This is a genomic window from Enterobacter cloacae complex sp. XAL002, from assembly GCF_049236805.1.
Classification (GTDB): Bacteria; Pseudomonadota; Gammaproteobacteria; order Enterobacterales; family Enterobacteriaceae; genus Enterobacter; species Enterobacter intestinihominis.
Genome location: NZ_JBMKJN010000016.1, coordinates 1 through 20,567, shown reverse-complemented (window position 1 = coordinate 20,567; position 20,567 = coordinate 1). Strand labels below are relative to the sequence as shown.

General features: G+C 56.2%; 16 protein-coding genes. 7 read left to right on the top strand and 9 right to left on the bottom strand.

Annotation, left to right across the window (positions count from 1 at the left end; all coding sequences use genetic code 11):
* Positions 1-179 precede the first annotated feature (179 nt).
* On the top strand, positions 180-2,477 hold the full coding sequence (locus ACOT0L_RS15875) for an EAL domain-containing protein (RefSeq protein WP_126503561.1): 2,298 nt from the start codon (positions 180-182) through the stop codon (positions 2,475-2,477).
* On the opposite strand, the gene ppx is transcribed toward ACOT0L_RS15875, so the two are convergent.
* From ppx to purM, 4 genes are all read right to left on the bottom strand, one after another.
* Positions 2,425-3,963, bottom strand: a complete 1,539-nt coding sequence (gene ppx / locus ACOT0L_RS15870) for an exopolyphosphatase (protein WP_003860570.1) — start codon at positions 3,961-3,963, stop codon at positions 2,425-2,427. The genes ACOT0L_RS15875 and ppx overlap by 53 nt on opposite strands.
* A gap of 3 nt (positions 3,964-3,966) precedes the next feature.
* The gene (gene ppk1 / locus ACOT0L_RS15865; protein ID WP_006811494.1) at positions 3,967-6,027 is read right to left on the bottom strand and encodes a polyphosphate kinase 1; all 2,061 of its coding nucleotides are present in this window, start codon (positions 6,025-6,027) and stop codon (positions 3,967-3,969) included.
* Positions 6,028-6,231: 204 nt separating this feature from the next.
* A complete protein-coding gene (gene purN, locus ACOT0L_RS15860) occupies positions 6,232-6,873 on the bottom strand; it encodes a phosphoribosylglycinamide formyltransferase (protein ID WP_126503563.1) in 642 nt (213 codons plus the stop codon).
* Positions 6,870-7,907, bottom strand: coding sequence for a phosphoribosylformylglycinamidine cyclo-ligase (purM, locus tag ACOT0L_RS15855; protein WP_032623797.1), 1,038 nt, complete (start codon positions 7,905-7,907; stop codon positions 6,870-6,872). The genes purN and purM overlap by 4 nt, the downstream gene beginning before the upstream one ends.
* A gap of 266 nt (positions 7,908-8,173) precedes the next feature.
* On the opposite strand from purM, the gene ACOT0L_RS15850 reads away from it, so the two are divergent.
* From ACOT0L_RS15850 to ACOT0L_RS15835, 4 genes are all read left to right on the top strand, one after another.
* The gene (locus ACOT0L_RS15850; protein WP_063152709.1) at positions 8,174-9,604 is read left to right on the top strand and encodes a 6-phospho-beta-glucosidase; all 1,431 of its coding nucleotides are present in this window, start codon (positions 8,174-8,176) and stop codon (positions 9,602-9,604) included.
* 217 nt (positions 9,605-9,821) lie between these two features.
* Entirely contained in the window at positions 9,822-10,448 is a 627-nt protein-coding gene (gene upp, locus ACOT0L_RS15845; protein WP_022648979.1) for a uracil phosphoribosyltransferase, read from the top strand.
* 82 nt (positions 10,449-10,530) lie between these two features.
* Entirely contained in the window at positions 10,531-11,820 is a 1,290-nt protein-coding gene (gene uraA, locus ACOT0L_RS15840; protein WP_022648978.1) for a uracil permease, read from the top strand.
* A gap of 97 nt (positions 11,821-11,917) precedes the next feature.
* The gene (locus tag ACOT0L_RS15835) at positions 11,918-12,619 is read left to right on the top strand and encodes a DnaA inactivator Hda (protein WP_211482948.1); all 702 of its coding nucleotides are present in this window, start codon (positions 11,918-11,920) and stop codon (positions 12,617-12,619) included.
* Between the two features lie 76 nt (positions 12,620-12,695).
* Here ACOT0L_RS15835 and ACOT0L_RS15830 read toward each other — a convergent pair whose 3' ends face one another.
* The 3 genes from ACOT0L_RS15830 to celB are packed head-to-tail and all read right to left on the bottom strand — an operon-like array spanning position 12,696 to position 16,393.
* On the bottom strand, positions 12,696-14,114 hold the full coding sequence (locus ACOT0L_RS15830; RefSeq protein WP_023300677.1) for a leucyl aminopeptidase family protein: 1,419 nt from the start codon (positions 14,112-14,114) through the stop codon (positions 12,696-12,698).
* Positions 14,114-15,070, bottom strand: coding sequence for a N(4)-(beta-N-acetylglucosaminyl)-L-asparaginase (locus ACOT0L_RS15825; RefSeq protein ID WP_022648976.1), 957 nt, complete (start codon positions 15,068-15,070; stop codon positions 14,114-14,116). The genes ACOT0L_RS15830 and ACOT0L_RS15825 overlap by 1 nt, the downstream gene beginning before the upstream one ends.
* A 3-nt stretch (positions 15,071-15,073) precedes the next feature.
* Positions 15,074-16,393 (bottom strand): PTS cellobiose transporter subunit IIC, encoded by a 1,320-nt coding sequence (gene celB / locus ACOT0L_RS15820; protein ID WP_023300675.1) that lies wholly within the window; start codon positions 16,391-16,393, stop codon positions 15,074-15,076.
* A gap of 147 nt (positions 16,394-16,540) precedes the next feature.
* Between celB and ACOT0L_RS15815 the strand changes: the two genes are divergently transcribed.
* A complete protein-coding gene (locus tag ACOT0L_RS15815; protein ID WP_069596808.1) occupies positions 16,541-17,365 on the top strand; it encodes a hypothetical protein in 825 nt (274 codons plus the stop codon).
* Here ACOT0L_RS15815 and arsC read toward each other — a convergent pair.
* Together arsC and bepA are read right to left on the bottom strand one after the other, a co-directional pair.
* Complete coding sequence (gene arsC / locus ACOT0L_RS15810) at positions 17,362-17,718, bottom strand: arsenate reductase (glutaredoxin) (RefSeq protein ID WP_126503565.1); 357 nt, start codon at positions 17,716-17,718, stop codon at positions 17,362-17,364. The genes ACOT0L_RS15815 and arsC overlap by 4 nt on opposite strands.
* A gap of 13 nt (positions 17,719-17,731) precedes the next feature.
* Positions 17,732-19,195 carry a beta-barrel assembly-enhancing protease gene (gene bepA, locus ACOT0L_RS15805; protein ID WP_058676999.1) on the bottom strand — a complete coding sequence of 488 codons (1,464 nt, stop codon included), beginning with the start codon at positions 19,193-19,195 and terminating at the stop codon, positions 17,732-17,734.
* 220 nt (positions 19,196-19,415) lie between these two features.
* On the opposite strand from bepA, the gene ACOT0L_RS15800 reads away from it, so the two are divergent.
* Positions 19,416-20,480 (top strand): AI-2E family transporter, encoded by a 1,065-nt coding sequence (locus tag ACOT0L_RS15800; RefSeq protein ID WP_003860546.1) that lies wholly within the window; start codon positions 19,416-19,418, stop codon positions 20,478-20,480.
* Positions 20,481-20,567 lie beyond the last annotated feature (87 nt).

The following is a 20,567-nucleotide window of genomic DNA, read 5'->3' as shown; positions in this document are numbered from 1 at the left end:
AACGTAAGAAATGTTTATTCAGATAAATTAATTTGATTTAGGTCAACGGCATCTCGTCGTTGATATTTAAAATCCCACCTCCACTGTGCTTGCCAGGAATTTTCCGGGCATCGTGTACGTCAGGTTGGATGCCTGTCTTCATTTACCCTCTGGAGCGCAAGGGTTGTAAACGAGCATCTATGAATATTCACCACATCCTGAAGCAAAATAAAGACCGCTGGTGGGCACTTCCTCTTATATTACCCGTCGTGTTACTCCCGGTGCTTAGTGTGGCTAATACCTTAACGCAGCTGGGCGACGGTATCGTTGCGCTCTATTATCTCCCGCTCTCCTTTCTGCTGACGCTGATGTTGTTCTTTGGCCTGGAAGCCCTTCCCGGAGTGGTGGTGTCGCTGTTTTTACGTTATTACCCGTCCGTTGGGTTGTTTGAAACCGTGACCGGCATTTTGCATTTTATCGTCCCCCTGGTGCTCAGCTGGGGCGGTTACCGCGTGTTTGCGCCCCGACGCAATATGACCGCTTACGGTGACATACGCCTGATGGGGCAACGTATCTTCTGGCAGGTGTTTTGCCCGGCAACGCTTTTTCTGGTGCTATTTCAGTTTGCGGTTTATCTCGGGGTCTATGAGAGCCGCCAGAGCCTTGCAGGATTGAATCCCCTCAATATTCGGACCCTTATTAACTATCAGGGGCTGCTGGTGAGCGGGCTGACGGGTGTGCCGCTAAGCTACCTGCTGATCCGCCTGATACGTCATCCGCGCTATTTCAAGGGACTGATGTCCCAGCTCCGCACGCAAATAGACAAAAAGGTGACGGCCGTTGAGTTTGTGGTGTGGTTTTTAGCTCTGGGAGGGTTGCTGGCTATGCTGCTGCTGCCCATGAATGAAAACAGTTCCATTTTCAGCACCAACTACACTTTGTCACTGCTGATGCCCGTGATGCTCTGGGGGGCGATGCGCTTTGGCTACAAGCTGATGTCAATCATCTGGACGCCGGTCCTGCTGGTGTCGATTCACTTTTTTTATCACTACATTCCGGTGCAGGGGGGTTATGGCATTCAGCTGGCGATCACCTCATCCAGCTATCTGGTCTTTTCCTTCGTTGTGACGTACATGTCGATGCTGGCGACACGCCAGCGGACCATCAATATTCGCTCCCGCAGTCAGGCTTTTCTCGATCCGGTGGTGCATATGCCCAACCTGCGGGCGCTGTCGCGCGAGCTGGCCAGTCATCCGTGGTCAGCGCTCTGTTTACTGCGCGTGCCCGAGCTGGAAGTACTGGGACGCAATTACGGCGTACTGCTACGGATCCAGTATAAACAGCAGCTGGCGCAATGGATAAATGGCACCCTTCAGCCAAAAGAGCAAGTCTATCACCTCACCGGATATGACATGGCGGTGCGTCTGGAGGCGGAGTCGCATCAACAGCGCATTGAGACGCTGGACGAGTATATTAAGCAATTTGTTTTTATCTGGGATGGTATGCCGGTGCAGCCTCAGGTTGGCGTGAGCTACTGCTATGTACGCTCACCCGTCAATCACCTCTATCTGGTGCTGGGGGAACTGGGCATCGTGGCTGACCTCTCCCTCTCAACGAATCACCCGGAAAACCTTCAGCAGCGCGGGGCTGTTCACTTGCAGCGTAGCCTGAAAGATAAGGTGGCGATGATGAGCCGTTTGCAGACAGCGCTGGAGCAGAACGCTTTTAGCCTGTTAGTTCAGCCCGTTCGCGGCCTGCGCGGCGATCATTACCACGAAGTGCTGCTGCGAATGCGTGATGATAACGGGGCGCTGATCTTTCCCGAGCAGTTCCTGCCCATAGCACAGGAGTTTGGTTTATCGTCGCGTGTCGATTTATGGGTACTGGAGCGTACGTTGAGTTTCCTGGCACAGCACCGCCAGCGTTTGCCGGGCCAGCGCTTTGCCATCAACCTCGCACCTTCTACCGTCTACCGGGCGCAGTTCCCGCTTGAAGTGAGCCGCCTGTTAGCCAGATATGCCGTTGAAGCATGGCAGCTGATCTTTGAAGTGACCGAAAGTAGCGCCTTTGGTCATGCGGATCTGGCGGCATCCACCCTCAGGCAATTGCAAAAAATGGGAATACGGATCGCCATTGATGATTTTGGCACCGGCTACGCCAGCTATGCGCGGTTAAAAAGCGTGGACGCCGACATTCTCAAAATCGACGGCGGCTTTATTCGCAATATTGTCAGCAACAGTCTGGATTACCAGATCGTGGCATCCATTTGCCATCTGGCCCGGATGAAGAAAATGCTGGTGGTGGCGGAATGTGTGGAAACAGAAGAGATACGTAGCGCGGTGCACGCGCTAGGTATCGATTATGTGCAGGGCTACTTGATTGGATTGCCAGTTGAGCTTGATACGTTGCTCGAAACACAGCCTTCTCAGGAGAGCGCCTTAGCCGTTACGCTGCCGCCTCAGAACTCTCTTCTTCAATCTTCAACAGCCAGCCGGTGACCGCTTCCCAGTACTGCTGCTCTTTTTCCAGATCCAGCAGCACCAGCGCGTTCTGGCTAAACCAGTCGTGCGGGAAGCTCAGCGTCCAGTGATAGTCATCCGTTTTAAGCTTCAACGTCGGCGGCGTGGTGGTCGCCTGTCGCTGATTATTGAGCAGCACGCCCAGGCGCAGAAGCTGAATGAGTGGCAGGAACTGCTTTTTCTTAAATAGCGTAAAGCGCGGCAGATCGTCGAGCTTGATGGCTTTGCGGTGATAGCGCACCAGCGTCGCCATCATGGTTTGCTGCTCCTGGTTGAAGCCAGGCAGATCGCTATTTTGCAGAATATAGGCTGAATGGCGATGCATTCCGCTGTGGTTAATGTTCAGCCCCACCTCATGCAGCATCGCGGCCCATTTTAACAGCGCGGCCAGCTGCGGATGCGCCAGCTTTGGATTCTGCTCCTCCCACTGCTCGTACATCTGAACCGTGGTTTCCAGCACCCGTTTCGCCTGTTCGCGGTCGATGTTGTACTGGTTGGCAAGGCTCTGCGCGGTGCGGCTGCGAATATCCTGATGACGGAAACGGCCTTCCATCTCATACAGCACACCTTCGCGCAGGGCGCCGTCAGAGAGGCGCAGCTCTTTGATCGCCAGCGCGTCAAACACGCCGCAGAGGATCGCCAGCCCCGGTACGAACACCGCTTTACGCTCGTCGGACAAGCCCGGCAGACTCAGGGCGTCGAAGCTCTTGTGCTTAAGCACCTCTTCGGTGAGTTTCACCAGGCGCTCAGGCGTAATAAACCCGTCCTTTTCACCCATCGCCAGCAGCACTTCATGGGCCGCTTTAATCGACCCCGATGCGCCCAGCGCCACGTTCCAGCCCTGAATACGATACTGCCAGGCCAGATTTTCCAGTTTTTGCACGGCGGCCATGCGCGCGCGCTGGAAGTTTTCGCGGGTGATGACGCCGCCCGGAAAATACATTTGCGCGAAGCTAACGCAGCCCATACGGCGGCTTTCAACCAGACGCGGCTCGAAATCTTCGCCAATCACCAGTTCGGTTGAGCCTCCGCCGATATCAATCACCAGCTTGCGGCCTTTTTCCGGCTGCGTATGCTCCACGCCCATAAAAATCAGGCGCGCTTCTTCGTTACCAGAGATGATCTCAATCGGGTAGGGGATAACCTTTTCCGCGCGCTTAAGAAATTCCGGCGCGTTCAGCGCCTGGCGTAGCGTATGCGTCCCGACGATGCAGACGCTGGACGGCGAAAAGCCTTGCAGACGTTCTGCGAACAGCGACAGGCAGTTAAGCCCGCGCTCCATTGCCTCTTCGCTCAGCATGTTACGCGCGTCGAGCCCATCGGCCAGATGCACGCGCTGCTTCAGACGACCGATGATCTGCATCGCGCCATCCACCTCGCGGGCGATGACCATATGGAAACTGTTTGAGCCAAGATCGACCGCAGCGAACTCCTGCGGGCGTGGGGTATTATCGTTTATTGGCATAGGTTAATCGGGTTGCTCAAGTGATTTGATGTAATCGTAAATCGCCAGCTGCGACCGCACTTTACGGCGATTGCCGCGCGGTACATAGCGATTACTGAGTTCTTTGTCGATATAACGTGCTTTCACCGTATCGCTGAACAGGATCTCGATAATGTCCAGGATACGCTGCTTCAGGCGAGGATCCAGCAGCGGTGCCGCCACTTCAATACGGTAATCAATATTACGCGTCATCCAGTCGGCGGACGAGAGGTATACGCGCTTATCACCGGCGTTATCGAAAATATAGACGCGATCGTGTTCAAGATAGCGATCCACAATGCTGATCACGCGGATGTTGTCGCTGATGCCTTCCAGTTCCGGAATGAGCGAGCACATGCCGCGAATGAGCAGATTTACCGGAACGCCGGAGCTGGAGGCCGCATACAGGCGATCCACCAGGCCTTTGTCCACCAGATTGTTGAGCTTCAGCGTGATGCCGGACGACAAGCCGTTCTGCGCATTGGCAATCTCTTTGTCGATCATATCGTACAGCAGGCGCCGTGAGTTCTGCGGCGACACCAGCAGATAATCGAAGCTCACCGGGCGGTACGGGTTCTCAATGAAGTTGAACACCCGACGCACTTCGTTGGTGATGCGGGCATCGGCAGTCAGCAGTGAATAGTCGGTGTAAATACGCGCGGTTTTCTCGTTAAAGTTCCCGGTACCGATATGGGCGTAGCGCACCACATCGTCGCCCTCTTTACGGGAGATCAGGAACAACTTGGCGTGAATTTTCAGCCCCGGCGCGGAGAAGATGACGTGCACGCCCGCTTCCGTCAGTCTGCGCGCCCAGTGGATGTTGGCCTCTTCGTCGAAGCGAGCCTGGAGCTCAACCACCACGGTCACTTTCTTGCCGTTGTGCGCTGCGTGGATCATCGCATCGATGATACGGGAATCTTTCGCCACGCGATAAATGTTGATTTTAATCGCCAGCACGTTCGGATCGAACGAGGCCTGACGCAGCAATTCCAGCACGTGTTCAAAGGTGTGATACGGATAGTAGAGCAGCACATCCCGCTCGCGGATGGCATCGAACCCGTTGCGGAATTTATCGAACCAGATATGGCGCAGGCGCGGCAGCGGTTTGTTTACCAGATTGGCTTTGCCGACGTTCGGGAAGCCAATGAAATCTTTAAAGTTGTGGTAACGCCCACCGGGGATTATGGAGTCGTAGCGGGAGATGGTCAGCTTATCGCGCAGCATCTCCACCATCGCGTCCGGCATATCGCGCTGATAGACAAAACGCACCGGCTCTGCCGTCAGGCGCTGCTTGAGGCTGGAAGACATCAGCTCCATCAGGCTGGCCTCCATCTCATGCACCAGATCGTACTCGGCGTCACGGGTCATCTTCATCGAGTAGGCGTTGAGCGCGTCGTAATCGAAGAAACCTTTGAAGATATCGTCCAGACAGTAGCGCAGAATGTTATCCAGCAGGATCATCGGCTTACGTCGGCGCGGGGTTTCCGGCGGCAGATTTACAAAGCGCGGGACTTTATCAGACGGTATTTCCAGCAGCGCGTAGTTAATGGTCTCACCACGAATGATTTCTACCGCCAGATAGGTGTAATCATCTTTCAGGAACTGCACCAGATCGGTTTCACGGTTGATCAGAATCGGGGTGATATGCTGGCGCAGATAGTGTTTGAAATAGTGGCGCAGCCAGTTTTGCTGATTCGCGGAGAGCTGGCGTTCGTTGATCAGGAAGATTTGGTTGCGTGCCATTTCCAGCAGCAGCTCGTTATAGAGGCCATCAAATTCCTGATCGGCTTTCATGACGCGAGACTGGATTTTTCCAAGCAGATGCCGCGAGTGGGAGTTTAAGCCCTGTTCTTCGCTGATGATGATTCGGCGTTTCAGTTCGGCGAAGCGAACCTTGTAGAACTCATCCAGATTGTTGGAATAGATGCCTAAAAAACGCATACGCTCAATCAGCGGGTTGCTTTTATCGGCCGCTTCCTGAAGTACACGTTCGTTGAATGCTAACCAGCTTAGCTCTTTCTCGATATATAACTTTTCCTGACCCATTACAGCTCACACTCCAGTTCAATCACAGGACGTGGTAAATCCGTCTCGTCCTTATTATGGCGAGCATTTCCACGATATGTCCAACAGTGCCAGAAAAGTATGACAGTTATTTTTTTTGTTGGGGATTTTAGGGGGTTGGAGAAGGGAATATCGGGTAATGCAATATGTAGGTCGGGTAAGCGCAGCGCCACCCGACAGAACAAACTACTCTTCAGCCGCATGACCCTGCGGGGGCAACTTCACGCCGTCCAGCCAGGCGGCACCGTCGCGCATCTCAAGACGGCCGTCAACAAACCAGCTTACCACCAGCGGATAAATGGCGTGTTCCTGAGCCTGTACACGTTCCGTCACGTCGTCTTCGTTGTCACCGTCAAAGACCGGTACTTTTGCCTGCAAAATGACCGGACCGCCGTCCAGCTCGTCGGTAACGAAATGCACGGAGGTACCATGCTCCTCATCGCCGTTCTCCAGCACCTGACGATGGGTATGCAGGCCAGGATATTTCGGCAGAAGAGAAGGGTGGATATTCAGCAAACGTCCGTTGTAATGCGCGACGAAGGCCGGGCTCAGGATACGCATGTAGCCCGCCAGCACCACCACGTCAGGCGCGTAGGCGTCAATCTCCTGCACCAGCTCACGGTCAAAGGCTTCACGCCCGGCGAACTGGCTGGCTTCCAGCGCGTGCGCAGGAATGTTCGCTTCCCGCGAGCGCTCAAGGCCGAACGCATCGGCCTTGTTGCTGAATACTGCCCGAATGGTGCCATTGATTTTCTTCTGTTTGCAGGCGTCTATAATTGCCTGCAAATTGCTTCCGTTGCCGGAAATGAGCACCACGATGTTTTTCATTCAATGACCACACGCTGTTCGGAATCGGAAGCTTTAATCGTACCGATTTTCCACGCGTTTTCACCTTTTTCTGTCAGCAGCTTAACCGCTTTATCCGCTTCGCTGGCGGGCAGGGCGATAACCATGCCCACGCCGCAGTTAAAGGTGCGGTACATTTCATGCTCGCTCACGTTGCCTGCGGATTGCAGCCAGTTGAAGACGGGCGGCCACTGCCATGAGGAGGCGTCGATCACCGCCTGGGTATTGTCCGGCAGCACGCGCGGAATGTTTTCCCAGAAGCCGCCGCCGGTAAGGTGAGCGATGGCGTGCACGTCAACGTTCTCAATCAGCTCCAGCACGTTTTTGACGTAGATACGGGTCGGGGCCAGCAGGTGATCGGCCAGCGGTTTGCCGTCCAGCTCGGTGGTCAGCGGGTCGCAACCGCTCACTTCGAGGATCTTACGCACCAGAGAGTAGCCGTTGGAGTGCGGACCGCTGGAGGCCAGCGCAACCAGCACATCGCCGTCAGCCACTTTGCTGCCGTCGATAATTTCTGATTTTTCTACCACACCGACGCAGAAGCCTGCGACGTCATAATCTTCACCGTGATACATGCCTGGCATTTCAGCGGTTTCACCGCCGACCAGCGCACAGCCGGATTGCAGACAGCCTTCGGCGATACCGTTAATGACGCTGGCTGCGGTATCCACATCCAGCTTGCCGGTCGCGTAGTAATCCAGGAAGAACAGCGGCTCAGCGCCCTGTACCACCAGGTCGTTGACGCACATCGCCACCAGATCAATACCAATCGTATCGTGACGCTTAAGATCCATCGCCAGGCGCAGTTTTGTACCGACACCATCCGTACCCGAGACCAGCACAGGTTCACGATATTTTTGCGGCAGCGCGCACAGTGCGCCGAATCCACCCAGGCCACCCATCACTTCCGGGCGGCGGGTTTTTTTCACCACACCTTTGATTCGGTCAACCAGCGCATTACCTGCGTCAATATCAACACCGGCATCTTTGTAGCTGAGAGAAGTTTTGTTGGTCACGGCTTAAATCCCCACGCGATTGCATAGCTAGTAAGAAAAATCGGCGCAATTCTAACAGTCCAGGCAAACGTTTGCGAGACTATTCTCGGCGCGGGGATCTTTTTTTCTGTGCGGACTGTCCAGGGCAACAAACTTGACTCCGTTCACGAAAATGAAACCGGTTTCGGCGATCTGCTTGCAACGGCTATCCCCTTTGCACATCATCAAAATGAAACCGGTTTCTGTAACTGTTTTTGCAGAAAATAACGCAGAATGAGGGAAAGCGAATGTCAGGATTTAAAGCAGGTTTTCTGTGGGGTGGGGCCGTTGCGGCGCACCAGCTTGAAGGCGGCTGGAAAGAGGGCGGCAAGGGCGTGAGCGTTGCCGATGTCATGACGGCAGGCGCCCACGGGGTACCGCGTGAAATCACCAACGGCGTGCTGGAGGGGAAAAATTACCCAAACCACGAAGCCATCGACTTTTACCACCGCTATAAAGAAGACATCAAACTCTTTGCCGAGATGGGGTTCAAATGCTTCCGCACCTCCATTGCCTGGACGCGTATCTTCCCGAAAGGCGACGAGCTGGAGCCGAACGAAGCGGGACTCAAATTCTATGACGATCTTTTCGACGAGTGCCTGAAGCACGGCATCGAGCCGGTGATCACGCTTTCCCACTTCGAGATGCCTTTCCACCTCGTAACGGAATACGGCGGCTGGCGTAACCGTAAGCTGATCGACTTCTTTGTCCGCTTCGCGAAGGTCGTTTTTGAGCGCTATCAGCATAAAGTGAAGTACTGGATGACCTTTAACGAGATCAATAACCAGGCCAACTTTCACGAAGACTTTGCGCCGTTTACCAACTCCGGGCTGAAATATGCGCCGGGAGAAGATCGCGAGCCGGTGATGTTCCAGGCGGCGCACTATGAGCTGGTGGCCAGCGCCCTGGCGGTGAAAGCGGGGCGTGAGATCAACCCGTCACTGCATATCGGCTGCATGATTGCCATGTGCCCCATCTATCCGCTGACCTGTGCCCCGGACGACATGATGATGGCGATGAACGCCATGCATCGCCGCTACTGGTTCACCGACGTTCACGTGCGCGGCAAGTATCCGCAGCATCTGCTCAACTACTTTGAACGTCGCGGCTTCGCGCTGGATATCACCGAAGAAGATAAAGTGGCGCTGACGCAGGGCTGCGTGGATTACATCGGGTTCAGCTACTACATGTCGTTCGCCACCAAAGCGACGGCGGATAATCCGACGCTGGATTATGACGAGAGCAAGAGCCTGGTTTCTAACCCGTACGTGCAGAAATCCGACTGGGGCTGGCAGATTGACCCGGTGGGGCTTCGCTACTCCCTCAACTGGTTCTGGGATCACTATCAGCTGCCGCTGTTTATTGTGGAAAACGGCTTTGGCGCGATCGACGTGCAGGAGAACGACGGCACGGTGAACGACCAGTACCGCATCGACTACCTTTCCGCCCACATCCGCGAGATGAAAAAAGCGGTGGTGGAAGACGGCGTAGATCTGATGGGCTATACCCCGTGGGGCTGTATCGACCTGGTCTCTGCCGGCACTGGCGAGATGAAGAAACGCTACGGTTTTATCTTTGTCGATAAAGATAACGAAGGTAACGGCACGCTGAACCGCAGCAAGAAGAAATCGTTCGACTGGTATAAGCAGGTGATTGCGAGCAACGGCGATAACCTGTAATTGTCGGGTGGCGCTAACGCTTACCCGACCTACACTACACGTAGGCCCGCGTAAGCGCAGCGCCACCGGGCAAGACCCCGCACCCAAACCGGAGCCCAGCCTCCGGCTTTTTTGTTTTTGATTGATGTACATCAAGCAACATGGGTATGGCGCAATCCGAAAAAAGCGGTATAATCCCGCGATTTTTTTGCGGATGCCACCTCAGAGGAGAAAGAGAATGAAGATTGTGGAAGTGAAACACCCACTCGTTAAACACAAGTTGGGCCTGATGCGTGAGCATGACATCAGCACGAAGCGTTTTCGCGAACTGGCTTCTGAAGTGGGTAGCCTGCTGACCTACGAAGCGACCTCTGATCTGGAAACGGAAAAAGTGACCATCGAAGGCTGGAACGGCCCGGTACAGGTTGAGCAGATCAAAGGTAAAAAAATTACCGTGGTGCCAATCCTGCGTGCGGGTCTGGGCATGATGGAAGGCGTGCTGGAGCACGTCCCAAGCGCGCGTATCAGCGTGGTAGGTATCTACCGTAACGAAGAGACGCTTGAGCCGGTCCCATACTTCCAGAAGCTGGTCTCTAACATTGATGAGCGTATGGCGCTGGTAGTTGACCCGATGCTGGCGACCGGTGGTTCGATGATCGCCACCATTGACCTGCTGAAACAAGCAGGTTGCAGCAGCATCAAAGTGCTGGTACTGGTCGCGGCGCCGGAAGGTATCGCGGCGCTGGAAAAAGCGCACCCGGACGTTGAACTCTATACCGCGTCTGTCGACCAGGGACTGAACGAGCACGGGTACATCATCCCGGGGCTCGGCGATGCCGGCGATAAGATTTTTGGGACTAAATAATCGAATAACGATAAAGAAGCCGACTTTGATAGTCGGCTTTTTTTTGAATAAAAACCAACAATGACACTCAGAGGAAAACACTATGACGCGCCGTGCTATCGGGGTGAGTGAAAGACCGCCGCTTTTACAGACAATCCCGCTTAGTTTGCAGCACCTGTTCGCCATGTTTGGCGCAACCGTGCTGGTGCCAATCCTGTTTCACATTAACCCGGCTACCGTGCTGTTGTTTAACGGCATCGGTACGCTGCTTTACCTCTTCATCTGTAAAGGCAAAATCCCGGCCTATCTCGGGTCGAGCTTCGCGTTTATCTCCCCGGTACTGCTGTTGCTGCCGCTGGGTTACGAGGTCGCGCTGGGCGGCTTTATCATGTGCGGCGTGCTGTTCTGCCTGGTCTCCTTCATCGTGAAGAAAGCGGGTACCGGCTGGCTGGACGTGATGTTCCCGCCTGCGGCAATGGGGGCAATCGTTGCCGTCATCGGCCTGGAACTGGCGGGTGTCGCGGCGAACATGGCTGGGCTACTGCCTGCGGACGGTCAGTCACCGGATTCTAAAACCATTATTATTTCGCTGGTGACGCTGGGCGTGACGGTTTTCGGTTCCGTCCTGTTCCGCGGCTTTATGGCGATTATCCCGATCCTGATCGGCGTGCTGGCGGGTTACGCGCTCTCCTTCGTGATGGGCGTTGTGGATACCACACCGATTGCCGAGGCACACTGGTTCGCGCTGCCGACCTTCTACACCCCACGCTTCGAATGGTTTGCTATCTTCACCATTCTGCCTGCTGCACTGGTGGTGATTGCTGAGCACGTTGGCCACCTGGTGGTGACGGCGAACATCGTGAAGCGTGACCTGATCCGCGACCCGGGCCTGCATCGCTCCATGTTTGCCAACGGTTTCTCCACCATCATCTCCGGTTTCTTCGGCTCCACGCCTAACACCACTTACGGGGAGAACATCGGCGTAATGGCGATCACCCGCGTCTACAGCACCTGGGTTATCGGCGGCGCGGCGATCATCGCTATTCTGCTCTCCTGCGTCGGCAAACTGGCGGCGGCGATCCAGATTATCCCGGTTCCGGTGATGGGCGGCGTTTCCCTGCTGCTTTACGGGGTGATCGGTGCGTCCGGTATTCGCGTGCTGATTGAATCCAAAGTGGATTACAGCAAGGCGCAGAACCTGATCCTGACCTCCGTTATCCTGATCATCGGCGTGAGCGGCGCGAAGGTGCACATCGGCGCGGCAGAGCTGAAGGGTATGGCGCTGGCGACCATCGTCGGCGTGGGCCTGAGCCTGATTTTCAAGCTGATCTCGGTCATTCGTCCGGAAGAAGAAATCCTGGACGCTGACGATAGCGAAAAAGCACCACATTGATCCTTTAACCGGGCGGACGATCCGCCCGGTTCTCTCCTTGCTGGTTCCGTGTTAAACTCCATTCCGATTTTATGTAAGATCTCTGGTTGAGGTATTTCTGAACGGACCGGCACAGCTCTCTCTGCCACTTTATCTCCCTGACGACGAAACTTTCGCGAGTTTCTGGCCGGGTGATAACCCCTCTTTACTGGCTGCACTGCAAAACGTGCTGCGCCAGGAACACAGCGGATACATCTATATCTGGTCACGCGAAGGCGCGGGACGCAGCCACCTGCTGCATGCCGCCTGTGCGGAACTTTCGGCGCGCGGTGACGCGGTAGGCTATGTGCCGCTGGATAAACGCACCTGGTTTGTGCCTGAAGTGCTGGAGGGCATGGAACATCTCTCCCTGGTCTGCATCGATAATATTGAATGCGTGGCGGGAGACGAGCCGTGGGAAATGGCGATCTTTAACCTCTACAACCGCATTCTGGAGTCGGGCAAAACCCGGCTGCTGATCACCGGCGATCGTCCGCCGCGTCAGCTCAATCTGGGTCTGCCGGATCTGGCGTCTCGTCTGGACTGGGGGCAAATCTACAAGCTGCAACCGCTGTCGGATGAAGACAAACTCCAGGCACTTCAGTTGCGCGCCAGACTGCGCGGATTTGAACTGCCGGAAGACGTAGGGCGCTTCCTGCTCAAGCGTCTGGATCGGGAGATGCGCACGCTCTTTGATACGCTCGATCAGCTCGATCGCGCCTCCATCACCGCCCAGCGCAAGCTGACCATTCCGTTTGTGAAAGATATTCTTAAGCTGTAGTTATGCCGGGTGGCGGCAGCGCCTTACCCGGCCTACATATGGCACCCGTAGGCCCGGTAAGCGCAGCGCCACCGGGCTAAAGATCCCCCATCAGGTGCTCAACCAGCAGCGGAATCGGTCTTCCCGACGCCACGCTTCTGCCGTTCTCACGCCACAGCGCCGTCCCGCTGATATCCAGATGTGCCCATGGGATCGCCGGCGGACAGAAGTGATGCAGCAGCCACGCCGCCGAGGCGCTTATCGCTGCATTGTTAGTCGGTGTGTTGCACAGATCGGCAATCGCGCTGTCGGTCTGCTTTTTCAGCCGTGCGTCCAGCGGCAGAGACCACACCTCGTCACCGCTCCGTTTACCTGCCTGCGTCAACGCGGCGCGCAGCGGTTCATCCTGGGTCATCAGCCCGCTCAGCTCATACCCCAGCGCTTTCACCACTGCGCCCGTCAAAGTCGCCATATCAATGATGTAGCGGGCCTGCGGGTACCGCTGGCTGGCCCAGGCAATGGCGTCAGCCAGCACCAGCCGGCCCTCGGCATCGGTATTATTGATTTCAACGGTGGTTCCGTTACAGGCTGTTGCCACCGTGCCGGGCTGCATGGCGTCGGGGCCGATGGCGTTTTCCGCCAGCGCCAGCACGCCCATGATGCGCACGGGTAATTTCAGCTCCGCAACGGTCAGCATCAGCCCCAGTACGTTGGCCGCGCCGCACATGTCATATTTCATGGTGTACATGCCCGCGCCTTCCTTCAGCCACAGGCCGCCGGTGTCAAAGGTAATGCCTTTTCCCACGTAGCAGCGCATCGGGCCGTCGTTGGCACCATCATAATGAATAGCCAGCAGACGCGGCGGGCAGGTCGCCCCTTTGCCAACGGCGTGCAGCAGTCCAAGACCCTGCTCAGCAATATCTTTTTCGTTCAGCACCTCGCAGCGCAGGGCAGGGCTGGCGGCACACAGTTTTTGCGCCTCTTCCACCACAAACTGCGGCGTGCAGCGGTCGGATGGCATATCCGCCAGACGTCGCGCCGCGATCATGCCGAGCGCAATGGCCTGCTGCTGGCGGAAGGTCGTCTCCAGCTTCGCCTGCTGTTCCGGCAGGCAGAGGGCAGTGATGCAGGTAAGACGCACCGCTTCGTCCGTCTTCTTCAGCTTCAGGTCACTGAGCCTGTGCGCCTGATTAAAGAGAAAACGCAGCACCTGCGCCAGCACCACATCGTCGATATCCGTCACGTCCAGCACGAGTTCGGCGCTGGCGGGGGCGGTAAGCAACGGTCGCAGGGCGGTGAGCAACCCTTCGGTCAGGGCGTCATGCCAGATCGTGTCCGGCAACAGAGTAATGCGCGCAAACGGCGCGCAGCCAAAGCGCGCGTCCGCGACGGTGCTCTGCTGGCGCATTTCAGCGATAAGAGCGCTATCCGGTAACAGGGAACTGTCAGCGCGCGCAATCAAATGGCTGTTCGGCTTCGCGTCTGAAAGCGCGTTGATAAACTGGTACGTGATCATCATGATTCCTCAATCGGCGCGCGGATCCGTGCGGCATAGGCCTGCATCCACTCCTCATCTACCGCATGATAGTGCGTTTTCTCCCGCAGGCGTTCAGTACGAAAAACGGTGAGGGGCTGGCGAGCCGTCGCCACCACGAACGAGAAGGTTTTTATGTTAGTCGCGGCGCCAAATTCGCCCTGGTTGTTCATGCACACCACGGAGAGATCGCCCGCGCGACCGAAGCGCGACATCAGCTTGTCTTCCAGTTCGAATACGACTGAATCCGCCGCCTGCTGCGGCGTCATCCCTTGCGCCATCCGGCGAACGATTTCGTAGCTGGTACAGCCCTTCATCAGGTCTTCACCGACGCCTGTGGCGGTGGCCGCGCCGGTTTCGCTGTCGCAGTAAAAGCCGGAGCCGATGATGGGTGAGTCACCGAGGCGACCGCGTTTTTTCATAAACAGGCCACTGGTGGAGGTGGCGACGCTCATCGAACCCTGTTTATCAAGGCCAATGATGCCGACGGTGTCATGTCCGTCGTAGGGGCTTAACCCCTTATCCAGCGTTTCGCGGCAGCGCTTGCGGTAGTGCTGCATGGCGCGATCCGTGAGCATAGTTTTGTCGGCAAAGCCCTGGCTCAGCGCCCATTCGCGCGCGCCCTGGCCGACCAGCAGGCTGTTATAGCGCTGGCGGCTGAGCGCGTGCGCCACGCGCACCGGGTTGGCGATATCCACCAGATTCCCCACGGCGCCGAACGCCAGCGTGTCGCCGTCCATATAGGCCGCGTCCAGCTCCACCTCGCCGTTCTCGGTCGGCAGGCCACCGTAGCCGACGGATTTATACAGCGGAAAGTCTTCCACGGCAGCGACGGCATCGACCACCGCCGAAGCGACCGGTTTTCCCGCCGCCAGGGCAGACGCGGATTCCGTTACCCCTTCAAGTGCCATTCGCCAGGTTGCGATAATTCCCCACATGCTTTACTCCTGTTTTGCAAGGGTGGTGTCGGGTTGTGTAGCAATAGTCAGCTCCGCGGCGCGGTACTGTTTATCCAGGATACGCATGAAAGGCAGGTACAGCATGGCGCCAATCAGCAGGTTGATCAGCTGCATCACGCTGCCGCTCAGGTGCCCGGTGACGATAAAGCCGCTGATAACCGGCGGCAGCGTCCAGGGAATAAACACCCCGGTGGTGACGGCGACCGCGCCAATTTTCATCGCCGCATACTGCACGGTGACCAGCACCAGCGGCACCAGATTAAACGGGATGAGCATGATCGGGTTCATGATCACCGGCAGGCCAAACAGGATCGGTTCGTTGATGTTAAATACCGAGGCTCCTGCGCCGAGGCGCGCCACTTCTCGCATGTTTTTGCTGCGGGCGAAAATCAACATCGCAATCACCAGCGACAGCGTGGCGCCCGCGCCGCCCATCCAGATCATGTCAAAAAACTGTTCGGTGATGATGTGCGGCGGCGTCGTTCCCGCCTGGATCGCGGCGATGTTGTCGGTCTGGTTTTCCATCCACAGCGGGCGAATAATGCCGTTGATCATCGAACCGGAGTTAATGCCCACTGACCACAGAATGGTGATACTGAATACGGTCATCAGCGCACCGAAATAAGAGGTACCGTAGTGGCGCACCGGGGTGGCAACCACTTCATAAATAAACTGGTGGATGGTGTGGTAGTGGGTGTTTTCGAAGATGATGCGGATAATAAGCACCAGAATCATCACCAGCAGGGCCGGGATCAGCGCCGCGAACGACTCCTGCACCGCCGGAGGTACGCCGTCCGGCATTTTGATGACCAGTTTTTTGCGCTTCAGCCAGCAGAACAGTTCCGTCCACAGCAGGGAACCGATCATCGCCACAAACAACCCTTTGCTGCCAATCCACTCCACTGGCATCACGGTAATGCCGCCGTTTTCCGCCACTTTGATAAAGGGCGTCAGGATCAGAAACGCAACCAGCGCCAGGATGCCGCAGGAGATGCGGTCCTCGCCATAATGCTCAGCCAGGCGGTAGGCCACCAGGAAGCTGATAAACAGCGACATGGTTGAGAATACCGCGTTGAATGGAATCTCTATAATCGCACTCCAGCTCTCACCAAAGGCCTGAGACATAAACTGCTGATAGGCCTGATTCGGGAAGGAGGAGATCACCAGCAGGATGGAGCCGACGATGATAAACGGCATGAATGAAACGTAGGCCCCACGAATGGCCCCAAGATGACGCTGCTGGGCCGTTTTCGCCGCCAGCGGCATCAGTTTTGCTTCAAGAAATCCCAGAACATTGTTCATTGTGAACTCCGTACAAGATTGAGAGGTGTTGTTTATGTTATGTCTGTGGATTATCAGTGAAGCGCGGCGAGCGAAAGGTGAAATCGGTCACAAAGCATTCGCTGCTCTACTATAAATCTCATGAGATTAGTTGCGGAGAGGGACGCGATGGAAATCAAACTGCATGCTAACGCCACCACCACACCGCGTATCCGTCGCTATCTTCAGCAGTCAGATAAAAGCGACAGAGAGCTAGCTGTTGAACTGGGGATCTCGGTCACCACCGTCAGGCGCTGGCGCAACCGCGACCAGGTTTCGGATAACCACACAACGCCAAAAGTGATACACAAAGCATTGAGACAAGAGCAGGCGGCACTGATAAATGCCCTGCGGGATATCACTGGGGCACCGCTGGATGAACTGCTGCTGCTGGTGAATGACGGACTCGGGATCGCCGTTTCCCGCGCGACCCTGAACCGCTACCTCAAACCGGCTTCGGTAAGACAAAAGGGGGCGCCGTTGCAGGGCAAAAAGGCACTGAAGGCCGGTATCATGCCGCAGAAGCTACTTCTGCATCATCAGCCGCTATCGCTGCATATGGACGACGGTGGGGAGCAACACCTGCTCTGGGCGCGTGAACCCGTCAGCGGCTGGTGCTACGCCCGGCTTTATGCCGGTGTCTCGCCGCAGTTGCTGACCCGCTGGACGAACGAGGTGCTGTCTGCCTGTCCGGCTGATATTCAATCTATTGAGACTTTTGGGCTGGCAGTGAACTTGCCGGAGCATAACGTCACCGTAAAAGTGCATTCACAGTATTATCTTGCCCTTCAGGTCGCCGTGCCGTTACGTGAGATCATTCCGCGCGTGAATAGTGAACCGGCGGGAGAGCTGTTGATCCAGCTGTGTGAATTTTTCAACCGGGGAAAAGCGCAGAAAAAGCTGGGGGAGAGTACGCCGCAGGCGTTTCTGGAAGCGCTGCGGCGTAACGATTAGACGATCCCGAGTACGTCTTCCGGTGGACGGCCGATACACGCCTTGCCGTTCGCTACGACAATCGGGCGCTCAATCAGCTTAGGATTGTCGACCATCGCCTGAATCAGCCGATCTTCAGTGAGACTGGTATCGTTCAGATTGAGCGATTTATACAGATCTTCTTTCTGACGCATCAGCTCGCGTGCGCTGCCCATGTTCAGCATCTTCAGCAACTGGCGGATCGTCTGCGCGTCCGGGGGCGTCTCCAGATACAACACCACTTCCGGCTCGATGTCGTTAGACTTCAGCAGATTCAGAGTCTCGCGGCTCTTGGAGCAGCGAGGGTTATGGTAAATTTTTACCGCGTCTGTCATGACTTCTCCTTTATTACATCTTCTCGTACGGCTTAAAACGTTGTTGCAGGCCACGCAGCTGGTCGATTCGCGCATCGTAGCGGGCCTGTTGCAGGCTGCCGAGCTTCACCTGTGAGCTGGCGCTGCTTAGCAGGGATATGGCCTGATCGAGGCGCCCCGCCAGCGCCAGACCTTCCGCACGCGCGGCCAGCTCCTGATCGCGATTACCCAGTTGCCCCTGGGCCTGGGCGAGCAGCTCCCAGCCGTTCTGGTCATCTTTATTGTTAAAGGTATAGCGGTTCAGAATGGTCACCGCCTCGCCGGGCTGGCCGCCCTGTAAGTAGGCGTTCGCCAGGTTTAGCTGCAATACCGGATTGTTGCGAATGTCTTTCGCCCCTTTCAGACGGTTGATCGCATCGGTCGCTTTTTTCTGTCCTAAATCGATATCGGTTGCGAGGTCAAGATACCACGGATTGTCAGGCGCCGACGCCAGCAGCGGCTGTAGCGCTTTACGCGCTTCATCGTACTTGCTTGCTTCCATCGCCTGGAGTGCCTGACCATACTGCGAGGCGTTCTTCTCGCGCACGTTGCCTTTCGCCAGCGCGTCCAGCAGATCGCTGGTGAGCTGATTACGTCCGGAGTTGTACATGCCAAGCGTTCTCACTTTGGCCATGTAGAAATCCTGCGAGGACTGCACGACGACCGGACGCATCTGGTTAGCACGGTTACGCGCATCCGAGAGACGGCTTTCCGGCAACGGGTGGGTCAACAGAATTTCAGGCGGGCGCGACGAGTAGCGTGCCTGGTCGAGCAGTTTTTCCAGGAAGCTCGGCATGGCCTGCGGGTCAAAGCCGGAACGCTGTAAAACCTGAATGCCGATGCGGTCTGCTTCCTGCTCGTTCTGCTGGGTAAAGCTGATCATCCCCTGACGCGTTCCCGCCAGCGTCCCGGTAAGCGCCGCCATTCCGGCCTGCGGGCTGGCCATCGCCAGCAGAATAGAGCCCAGCGCGCCCACCCAGGTCAGGGGGGCGTTACGCTTCTGATCTTCCATCGCACGCGCCAGATGGCGCTGGGTGACGTGCGAAATTTCGTGCGCCATGACGGACGCCAGCTGGCTTTCGTTATCGGAATAACGGAACAACGCCGAATGCAGCACCACGTTCCCGCCAAAGAAGGCGAAGGCGTTGATTTCGTCGTTATTGATTAAATAGAAGTGGAAGGGCGTTTTTACCGAGTCTGCGTGCGCCACCAGTCGCATCCCCAGACCGTTGATGTACTGCACCAGCAAAGGGTCGTTAATCAGCGGAGCACTGCCGCGCAGCTGGCGTACGTAATAATCACCCATCTGCATCTCCTGCCCGATGGAGAGCGTGCTTCCTGCCGTGGTGCCCATGTCCGGCAATGAATCGGACGAGTCAGCGAAAGCGGGCAACACCTGACCCACCGTCACGGCGGCAATCAGTGTCGCAACCAGTGTTTTTCTCAACTGCCTGAACATAACCACTGTCCTGTATGTTGGATGTGCTAATTTGACCGATGAACCCGCATAACGTTCATCTCCGCTGCTCTGCGAGTGTAGCCGTGTTAAGAGATGAAGAAAATCCCATTCATCAGGGTTTTGCGAAACCTGACAGTGAAACAAAAAGGAAAGTCTTTTTTGTGACAGTTAGATACAATTCACCGTCTCACTCCCGCCATTCGATTCAGGGAAGGGTTGTATGCTCGAAATGTTAATGCAGTGGTATCGGCGTCGGTTTAGCGATCCGGAAGCCATTGCTTTGCTGGTCATTCTGGTTGCCGGATTCGGTATCCTGTTCTTCTTTAGTGGCCTGTTGGCACCGCTTCTGGTGGCGATTGTGCTGGCGTATCTGCTGGAGTGGCCCACCGCGCGTCTGGAACATATCGGCTGTTCCCGACGCTGGGCGACCAGCATTGTTCTGGTGCTGTTTGTCGGCATTCTGCTGCTGATGTCCTTCGTGGTGATGCCCATCGCCTGGCAACAGGGGATCTACCTGATCCGCGACATGCCCGGCATGCTGAATAAACTTTCTGATTTTGCCGCCACGCTGCCGCGCCGCTATCCTGCGCTGATGGACGCCGGGATCATCGATGCGATGGCCGAAAACATGCGCGCCCGCATCATGACCATGGGTGACTCGGTGGTGAAATACTCTCTGGCCTCGCTGGTGGGGTTGCTGACGCTGGCGGTTTACCTTGTTCTCGTGCCGTTAATGGTGTTTTTCCTGGTCAAAGATAAAGAGCAGATGCTGAACGCGGTGCGCCGCGTGCTGCCGCGCAATCGCGGTCTCGCCGGTCAGGTCTGGCAGGAGATGAACCAGCAGATCACCAACTACATTCGCGGTAAAGTGCTGGAGATGATTGTGGTGGGCGTGGCGACCTGGATTGGCTTCGTGATTTTCGGGCTGAACTACTCGCTGCTGCTGGCGGTGTTGGTCGGATTCTCGGTTCTGATCCCGTATATCGGCGCGTTTGTGGTGACCATTCCGGTAGTCGGTGTGGCGCTGTTCCAGTTTGGTCTGGGTACGGAGTTCTGGAGCTGTTTCGCCGTATACCTGATTATTCAGGGACTGGACGGGAACCTGCTGGTACCGGTGCTGTTCTCAGAAGCAGTTAACCTGCATCCGCTGGTGATTATCCTGTCAGTGGTGATTTTCGGCGGGCTGTGGGGATTCTGGGGCGTGTTCTTCGCCATTCCGCTGGCGACGCTGATTAAAGCCGTGGTCCACGCGTGGCCGGATGTGCCGGCGGTGGAAGAGAAGTAGATTTAGTGCGGGCTGATGCCCTCACCCCAACCCTCTCCCACGGGGCTGAGGGATCCCCAGTAATTTTTTTATGCAGAAGCAATAAAG